Annotated in this window: 9 protein-coding genes; all 9 read right to left on the reverse strand. The window is 56.5% G+C overall.

Annotation, left to right across the window (positions count from 1 at the left end; genetic code table 11):
- Nucleotides 1-1,232, reverse strand: a 1,232-nt coding sequence (locus tag VGC62_RS22725; RefSeq protein ID WP_331189326.1) for a sigma-54 dependent transcriptional regulator, incomplete at its 3' end; no start/stop codon positions are given.
- Nucleotides 1,229-2,470 carry a sensor histidine kinase gene (locus VGC62_RS22730; protein WP_414705840.1) on the reverse strand — a complete coding sequence of 414 codons (1,242 nt, stop codon included), beginning with the start codon at nt 2,468-2,470 and terminating at the stop codon, nt 1,229-1,231. The genes VGC62_RS22730 and VGC62_RS22725, both read right to left, overlap by 4 nt.
- A gap of 121 nt (nt 2,471-2,591) precedes the next feature.
- Nucleotides 2,592-4,067 carry a sigma-54 dependent transcriptional regulator gene (locus VGC62_RS22735; protein ID WP_331189328.1) on the reverse strand — a complete coding sequence of 492 codons (1,476 nt, stop codon included), beginning with the start codon at nt 4,065-4,067 and terminating at the stop codon, nt 2,592-2,594.
- A gap of 169 nt (nt 4,068-4,236) precedes the next feature.
- Nucleotides 4,237-4,533, reverse strand: a complete 297-nt coding sequence (gene fliT / locus VGC62_RS22740; protein WP_331189329.1) for a flagellar protein FliT — start codon at nt 4,531-4,533, stop codon at nt 4,237-4,239.
- A 21-nt stretch (nt 4,534-4,554) separates the two neighbouring features.
- Nucleotides 4,555-4,938, reverse strand: a complete 384-nt coding sequence (fliS, locus tag VGC62_RS22745) for a flagellar export chaperone FliS (protein ID WP_331189330.1) — start codon at nt 4,936-4,938, stop codon at nt 4,555-4,557.
- A gap of 119 nt (nt 4,939-5,057) precedes the next feature.
- Nucleotides 5,058-6,485, reverse strand: a complete 1,428-nt coding sequence (gene fliD / locus VGC62_RS22750; protein WP_331189331.1) for a flagellar filament capping protein FliD — start codon at nt 6,483-6,485, stop codon at nt 5,058-5,060.
- A 76-nt stretch (nt 6,486-6,561) separates the two neighbouring features.
- Entirely contained in the window at nt 6,562-6,945 is a 384-nt protein-coding gene (locus tag VGC62_RS22755; RefSeq protein WP_331189332.1) for a flagellar protein FlaG, read from the reverse strand.
- A gap of 75 nt (nt 6,946-7,020) precedes the next feature.
- A complete protein-coding gene (locus VGC62_RS22760) occupies nt 7,021-7,869 on the reverse strand; it encodes a flagellin domain-containing protein (RefSeq protein ID WP_331189333.1) in 849 nt (282 codons plus the stop codon).
- A gap of 316 nt (nt 7,870-8,185) precedes the next feature.
- A partial coding sequence (locus tag VGC62_RS22765; RefSeq protein WP_331189334.1) for a flagellin occupies nt 8,186-8,308 on the reverse strand: 123 nt, incomplete at its 5' end.

Here is an 8,308-nt window from a genome sequence, read left to right on the forward strand (position 1 = left end):
GCGCCCGCCGCTTCGCCCACGACCGAGTCCATCGCACCGACGGTTGTCGGCGCCAGAGCAGACACCTGAAGCGTCGGCGCACAGGTCAACGAAGCGAACGTAATCGGGCCAGTGAGGCAGAAATCCTCAGCCTGAATCACACCGCCCTGCTGCAGGATCAATGCACGTTGAATGGCGTTATCCAATTCGCGCACATTGCCCGGCCAGGCATACGCCACCAGACAGGCTTGTGCCTGCGCCGACAACCTCACCGGCGCATGTTTCATTTTATTGACGTGTTTGGTGATCAAACGCTCGGCCAGCGGCAGAATATCGGCGGGGCGCTGACGCAGCGACTGCCACGCCAACGGGAATACCGACAGGCGATAGAACAAATCCTCACGAAAACGCCCCGCCGCCACTTCACCGGCCAGATCGCGGTTAGTGGTTGCCAGCACGCGAATGTCGAGCGCGATGGGCTTGCGCGCCCCGACCCGTTCCACTTCACGCTCTTGCAGAACGCGCAGCAACTTGGCCTGCAAGGCCATGGGCATTTCAGAGACCTCATCGAGCAGGATGGTGCCACCATCCGCCAACTCGAATTTGCCTGCCTGGGCGGCGATAGCGCCAGTGAACGAGCCCTTTTCGTGGCCAAACAATGTCGCTTCGAGCATGTTGTCCGGGATCGCCGCGCAATTAATGGCAATAAACGGTTTGTCGGCCCGTGGCGATTGCTGGTGAATGAAACGCGCCAGCACTTCCTTGCCGGTCCCGGACTCGCCGGAAATCAACACAGTGGAATCACTCTTGGCCACGCGACTGGCCAGGCTCAGCAACTGCACGCTGGCAGGCTCAACGGCAATCGGGCCTTCGCCTTCAGCCGGGCCAAGACGCCCCAATGCATGGCGGGCGACCAACGCCAGCAATGCTTTAGGCTCAAACGGCTTGACCAGGTAATCCGCCGCACCTTGACGCATCGCATCCACCGCGCGGTCGACCGCGCCATGAGCCGTCATCAACAACACGGGCAACTGAGGATAGCGACTGCGCAACTGAGCCAATAATTGATGTCCGTCCATGCCCGGCATGTTCACGTCGCTGACCACCAGGCTGAACTGACTTTCAGCGGCCGCGATCAGCGCGTCCTCTGCCGACCCGACGGCCTCATATTCATGCCCGGCCATCAGCAAGGTTTCACCGAGTGCTTCGCGCAAAGATCGGTCGTCTTCGACCAGCAATACTTTAAGAGTCATGAGCCACTACTCACAGCGCGCATCGCCGGAATCAATGGCAACGAAACCAGGGCGCAGGTGCCACGTCCAGGACGCGACAGATATTTCACACGACCTTGGTGAGCACGGGCCACGGCTGTGACCACCGCAAGCCCCAGGCCGGTGCCAGTGGTTTTGGTGGTGAAAAAAGGCTCGCCCATTCGGGCCAACGCCGCAGCGTCAATGCCGCAGCCGTTGTCACTGATGCACAGGCGCAACGTGTCGCCGCGGTTATACGCATGCACCTTGATGCGAGCATTAGCGGGGCTGGCTTGCACCGCGTTTTCGATCAGGTTGAGCAAGGCGCCGACCAGGGTGTCGCGATTGCACAGCAGCTCACCGTCGTCACTGTCGCACTGCCAGCGCACCGATACATCCCGCACGTGGGTCTGCGCAGCGGCTTCCAGCGCTTGAAACAATGCAGCCGGGGCCACTCGATCATTGAGCGGTAATTCGCCACGGGCGAACACCAGCATGTCCCGCACCTGATGCTCCAACTCATGCAGACGCTCTTTCAGGCGCCCGGCAAATCGCTGCTGGGTCTCTGCCGGCAGCACTTGTTCGGCCAAATGGCTGGCGTAGATCATGGCTGCCGACAAGGGCGTGCGGATTTGATGCGCCAACGAGGCGACCATACGACCCAGGGACGACAGACGCTCATGCCGCGCCAACTGGCCTTGCAACTGGCGCGTTTCAGTCAGATCGTTAAGCAGCAACAACTGACCGGGCTCAGCATCCAGCGACCGGGTAGAAATAGACAGCCGACGACCGTCCTTGAGCGAGATTTCATGCCCGTCGTCTTCACGCGGGGCGAAGCAGCGGGCGATGATATGGCGCCAGAGCAGGCCAATCAACGGTTGACCCAGCAGATCGAGCGCAGCCGGATTGGCCTCACGGACCATGCCGGTACCGTCGATGACGATCACCCCGCCCGGTAATAAGTCCAGCAGGTGTTGCAGACGATTCGCCAGACGCTCCTTTTCAGCCAGCTCTTGCATGCGTTGGGCACTGACCACGGCCAGCTCACCCTTAAGCTCAGTGACGCGAGCTTCCAACAGGCTGTAGGAATCAGTCAGCTGGGTCGACATCTGGTTGAACAACAAAAGCGCCTGCTCAAGGCCCTGGCGACTTTCCAGTTCAAGGGATGGCTGCGCGGCTAAAGCAAATTCGGAGCCGGGCGTAGGATTTGACTCGGAAGACATCTTGGCGGCCTGAGGCATAAATCATCTCTCGCGTGGCGGACCGTCAGTAAACGGTATGTGACAAGAGGTGTTGCAATCCTCATGCCGAAAAAAAACCCCTGAGCGTTCAGAGGTTTATTTTTCGAGCGTCAATCTGATGTCAGTCTTCGGCATGATCGTCGTCATCGCGACGACTCATACCGTATTTGCGCATCTTCTCCACCAGCGTGGTTCGGCGAATCCGCAGACGTTCTGCGGCCCGCGCAACGATGCCGTTGGCGTCGTCCAGTGCCTGCTGAATCAAACCCTGTTCAAGACCGCCCAGGTAGTCTTTGAGGTCCAGACCTTCTGGCGGCAACATGGCGGTGGCTGCGAAATTCGGCGTGTGACCATTGATTGCCACGCGCTCTTCGAGGTCGCTGCGCAGGCTGTCGACCAGTTGCTCGTCTTCATCGTCGACATAGCGGAATTTCTTCGGCAGCTCGACGACACCGATGACGCCATACGGATGCATGATCGCCATGCGCTCGACAAGGTTCGCCAATTCGCGCACGTTACCCGGCCAGCCGTGACGGCAGAGCGACATGATCGCCGCCGAGTTGAAACGGATCGAGCCACGTTTTTCGTGCTCCATGCGCGAGATGAGTTCGTTCATGAGCAACGGAATGTCTTCGACGCGCTCACGCAGCGGCGCCATTTCAATCGGAAACACGTTGAGGCGGTAGTAGAGGTCTTCACGGAAACTGCCGGTGATGATCATCTCTTCGAGATTCTTGTGCGTGGCGGCAATGATGCGCACATCGACACTTTGGGTCTTGTTGCTGCCCACCCGTTCAAAGGTACGTTCCTGCAGCACGCGAAGCAGTTTGACCTGCATGGGCAGCGGCATGTCGCCGATTTCATCGAGGAACAGCGTGCCGCCATTGGCCAGCTCAAAGCGGCCTGCGCGGCTGGTGATCGCGCCGGTAAAAGCGCCCTTTTCATGACCGAACAACTCGCTTTCGAGCAGCTCGGCAGGAATGGCGCCGCAGTTAACTGGCACGAATGGCCCATCGCGTCGCTTGGAGTGGTAATGCAGGTTGCGCGCAACCACTTCCTTGCCGGTCCCTGATTCGCCGAGGATCAGCACACTGGCGTCGGTGTCCGCCACTTGCTGCATCATCTGACGAACGTGCTGGATTGCCCGGCTGGTGCCGACCAGACTGCGGAACAGGTTGGGTTCGCGCTGGCGACCCCGCTCACGGGCCTGATCGTACATTTCACGATAGACCTGGGCTCGGTGCAGCGAGTCCAACAATTTACTGTAGCTGGGCGGCATCTCGAGAGTCGACAACACGCGACGGCGCAGGTCCTCGGGAAGTTCGGCGGACGAATTTTCTCCCATGAGCAGCACCGGAAGGAACTCATCCCACGCAGCGATGGTCTTAAGCAGCCCTTGCAGACTGCCTGGGGCATTGACAGTGCCGACCATTACGCAAAGAACTTCTCGGGTAGACGTCAGGGAACCCACCACCTGCTGCCAGTCAGTACTGGAACAGGAGAGATTCTCATCGCCGAGAAAGTTCAGAATGACCGCCATATCACGACGGCGCTGGCTATCGTCATCGATTAGCAAAATCTTGATTTCACGCCACATGCAATAGCAACTTCCCTAGTCAACTCAATGCCCATCAAGTGGGCAAGCTTGGCATTCTATGGCCAAATGGCTCTACAGAAACCCAGAAATTATTGAACATCGCTAGTTAAGTCAAAAAACCGTACACAGTCAAATTTATGGCGCACATTCTTTGTTGGTTAACCAAGCGTCAACCGAACAGATGGTAAACCTTTGCAGCATTTTTCGCTCGCTGGATCTGCGACATTTCATCGACAATCGCCTGACGCTCACCCACCGCGACATCAATCAGCTGTCGATACACGCCCAATAACTCTTCCAGATTGCTGCGCAACTCAGGCTCATCTGCCGGCGCCTCGCTGACCACCTCATCGACACACGCACGGCAAGCCAGATCGAGCTTACCGATGGCCTCCCAGTCGCGCTCGGCCAAGGCATGGCTTAACGCTTCACGGGTTTGTTCGATACGCTTGAGGGCGGCAGTCATGGTGTTCTCCTTACAGCGGGCCTATTGGACAGCAATTGCATCCCAACCTTCCTTGACAGTGATCAGCAAACCACTCACTTCATCAAGAATACTGGGGTCGGTCTTTATGTTGGCTTGCGCCAGCCGCTTCATCATGTACACGTAAAGATTGTCGATATGGGCCAGAGCCTGAGCCTGCTTTTCCATATCCAGGCCCTCACGCAGGCCTCCGACGATTTCAATCGCTTTACCGATCAAAATGCCTTTGGCAGGAATATCCTTGCGCTCGATCGCACCTTTGGCCTGGGCGATTCGGTCCAGGCAAGCTTCCATAAGCATCTGCACCAGACGATGAGGCGTGGCCTCGGACGTCTGGGCGTGGGAGTTGACCTTCTGATACTGCCGAAGGGCTGCCATCCGGTTCATGTTCTTACCTCACACAACTCGAAATTCGTATAACCCTGTTATCGACATTGCGCCGAAAAACTTTAATCCATATGCCAAAAACCCGGCAGTCGCCGGGTCTTTGTTTTTCAAAGGAAAAATCAGCTTTTCGACGCATTCAATGAGTCGAAGAACGACGTGATGCTGGTGGCCGAGGCCTTCAATTGCCCTACCAGCAAGTCCATCGCGTTGTACTTGGCGGTCAGGGTTGCCGTTAACGTGGTCACTCGCAGATTGAGGGCGTCTTGCTGGTTTAAAAGGTCTTTCTGCTGTTTGTTCAGACTGGTTGTGCGGATATCGAATACCCCCCCCGTCTGAGTGTAGGGCGTGAGTACGGTGTTCATGCGCGCCAGCAAACCGTTTTTGCTGTCGGTGCCGTTAAATAGCTGCTGCACATCACCGGCAAGCCCTTTGTCGTCAACGGCCGCTGCGAACTTTGTGTCATCCAGCGACAACGTACCATCGGACTGCGTGGTGGTAATCCCCAATTGAGACAAGACCGAAAGATTCCCCGTCGCCCCTGTCGTTACCAGTTCATCGCGCATCTGCGCCAAAATCGAACGAGGCAGCGAGTCCCCCGTCAACGCAGCCGGCGTCACCGTGGAGCCCGTTGTCGCGTCAGGCGTGTCACTGATGGTGGCCTTGGTGACCGAAGAAATGGCTTTCACCACGGTGTTGAAGGAGTCGATAAACGCCTGCAACGACGCCTTCAAGCCATCGGTATTGGTGGAGACACTGACAGTAGAGGTACCCGCCCCCACCAGGGTCATGGCCACCCCGCCCAGCGTCTTGTCGATGGTGTTGCTTTTACTGGTGACCTTCAAACCATTGATTGTCAGCTCAGCGCTGATCGGCAGATCGCCGATGTACCCGGCAGAACTCGCGGAGGTGGAGTCCAGCGCGGTCGTCGCATCAATGGTGAAGCCTTCGATATCACTGTCGGTGGTGATCTGCGAATCCGCACCGGTGACCGTCGAGTTCAGTACCAGCCGCGACCCCTTGTCATCGGTGATGATGTTAGCGCTGATGTTGCTGGTCTTGCTGTCGGCGTTGATCTGTTTGACGACCGAGGCCAGCGTGGCGCCGTCGGGAATAACATAGCTTTTGGAAATGCCATTTTGAGTGATAGTTAAATTACCACTCGGAATGGCACTGGCAGAGCCATCAGGGAAGGCTGCGGTTGCAACGCTGGAACTGGTTGCGACTTTAGCGACGTTAACGGTGTAGTTTCCCGGCACAGCCGCGTTATCGGATGTTACGGTCAGTTTGGATTCATCGGACGACTTGGCGGCATAGCCTGCAAACTGCAGCGTGCTGGTCGTACCCGAAGGCGGATTGATCAGCGTCTGGAACGCCGAGATCGCCGATTGCAACGTACCAATCCCGGACAACTTGGTGGTTACCAACTTGGTCTGGGTAGTAATTTGCGTCTGCTTGGCCAGTTTGTCGGAATTGACCAGCGCGTCGACGATATCCCCAATCGCCAGTCCCGAACCGAGGCCAGTTGAAGGGGTAATTGGACTTGCCATGTGTTTCTCCTTTCAGTTGGGTCGGTCTTTTGACTGCATTACTGCCTAAAAAAACCGTGTACAGGATTCATGCCAATCAAACTTTTGCATTGAACAACAAACTGTGTGCGTTCTGCAGACTGTCTGCGATTTTCAACGCTTCTGCGGACGGCAGTTGCCGCACCACTTCACCCGTTTCACTGGCAATGACCTTGACGACAACCTTGCCGGAATCTTCATCGATAGAAAACTCAAGATTACGTCGCACCGACTGAACGAACTGTTCGATTTGCTGAACCGCAGCCTTCAAGGCTTCAGAGTTTTCCGAGTCCGATTTTTTACCTGTATCGGCGTGAGTGCCAGTGGAGCTGGCAGACGCCTGAAGCGAAACGACGGCAGGCGTAGCAGCCGGTTTATCGGCAACGACAGGTACCGACTGCAACGGCGGGTAAGACAAGTTCAGCTTTACGCTCATATCCATGTCCATTCACCTCTATACAGTAAAAAAGCGGAGGAGCACGACAAGCACACCCCCCCGCGAAAACTCATTCCGATATTACTGAAGCAGTTTCAGTACAGCGGAAGGCAGTTGGTTAGCCTGGGCCAGAACAGCGGTGGAAGCTTGTTGCAGGGTTTGCTGTTTGGTCAGCTCGGCGGTTTCAGCTGCGAAGTCGGTGTCTTGAATACGACCCAATGCAGCAGTGGCGTTTTCGTTTACGTTTTGCAGGTTGGAGATGGTGCTGGTCAAACGGTTTTGCGAAGCACCCAATGTTGCGCGAGTGGAGTTGATCGTTGCCAGAGCCGCGTCAATTGCAGTGATCGCGTTGTCGATGTTGGTGCTGGCAGTAGCGCTGGAACCGGTGATCGCAACAGTGCCGCTTGCAACAGACAGGGAAGTAGCGTCGAACTGGCCGCTCAAAACCAGGTCAATGCGGTTGGCCGAACCCGTGCTCGAACCCACTTGCAGGGTCATGGTGCCAGCCGAGCCATCCAGCAGGTTTTTACCGTTCAGGTTGGTCGAAGCAGAGATACGAGTCAGTTCGTCCGACATCTGGCCGAATTCAGCGTTCAGAGCGGTACGGTCAGCACTGCCGTTAGTGTCGTTTCGCGACTGAACAGCCAGTTCACGCATACGCTGCAGAATGTTGGTCGACTCTTGCAGAGCGCCTTCAGCGGTCTGAGCCATCGAGATACCGTCGTTAGCGTTCTTGATTGCAACAGTCTGACCACGGATTTGCGAAGTTTCGCGAGTAGCGATCTGCAGGCCAGCGGCGTCGTCTTTTGCGCTGTTGATTCTCAGGCCCGAAGACAGACGAGTCATGGAAGTGGACAGAGCGTCGGAAGCTTTACCCAGGTTCTTCTGAACGGACAGGGAGGCAACGTTAGTGTTTACGCCTAAAGACATGATGAATTCCTCGTTAGTTGGGTACTGCGGCTTTCCGGCCCTGGCAACCGCCGGGTGTGGCCTAGAGAACCTTCGTAATGTTTATCGTCGTATCTGCAAGGAGCTTGAGGGCTTTTTCATTTTTTTTTGCCACCAGAGCGCCACCCCCTGCTTTTGACAGGGGCTACCCACGGTTTCGACGCAGAGCCATCAAGCTTTAATCACGACGTCAAACCCCTTGTTCATAACGAGTTAGTGACCGGACGCGCCCAAGGGAACGTCCGGGTTCATCATGCGCATGGGAAACGGATGAAGTTGTTAAAGAGCGATTAAAGCCTTATTGCAGCAGCTTGAGGACCGCAGACGGCAACTGATTGGCCTGAGCCAGGATGGCGGTCGAAGCCTGTTGCAGGGTTTGTTGTTTGGTCAGCTCGGCGGTTTCGGCGGCGAAGTCGACGTC

Origin of the sequence: Pseudomonas sp., from assembly GCF_036404235.1 — a bacterium.
Classification (GTDB): Bacteria; Pseudomonadota; Gammaproteobacteria; order Pseudomonadales; family Pseudomonadaceae; genus Aquipseudomonas.

Bases quoted from the DNA above. Each gene is read 5' to 3' on its own strand.
- VGC62_RS22755 (WP_331189332.1), bottom strand. From the start codon at position 6,945: ATGGATATGAGCGTAAAGCTGAACTTGTCTTACCCGCCGTTGCAGTCG.
- fliT (WP_331189329.1), bottom strand. From the start codon at position 4,533: ATGACTGCCGCCCTCAAGCGTATCGAACAAACCCGTGAAGCGTTAAGC.
- fliS (WP_331189330.1), bottom strand. From the start codon at position 4,938: ATGAACCGGATGGCAGCCCTTCGGCAGTATCAGAAGGTCAACTCCCAC.
- VGC62_RS22760 (WP_331189333.1), bottom strand. From the start codon at position 7,869: ATGTCTTTAGGCGTAAACACTAACGTTGCCTCCCTGTCCGTTCAGAAG.
- VGC62_RS22730 (WP_414705840.1), bottom strand. From the start codon at position 2,470: ATGCCTCAGGCCGCCAAGATGTCTTCCGAGTCAAATCCTACGCCCGGC.
- VGC62_RS22735 (WP_331189328.1), bottom strand. From the start codon at position 4,067: ATGTGGCGTGAAATCAAGATTTTGCTAATCGATGACGATAGCCAGCGC.
- fliD (WP_331189331.1), bottom strand. From the start codon at position 6,485: ATGGCAAGTCCAATTACCCCTTCAACTGGCCTCGGTTCGGGACTGGCG.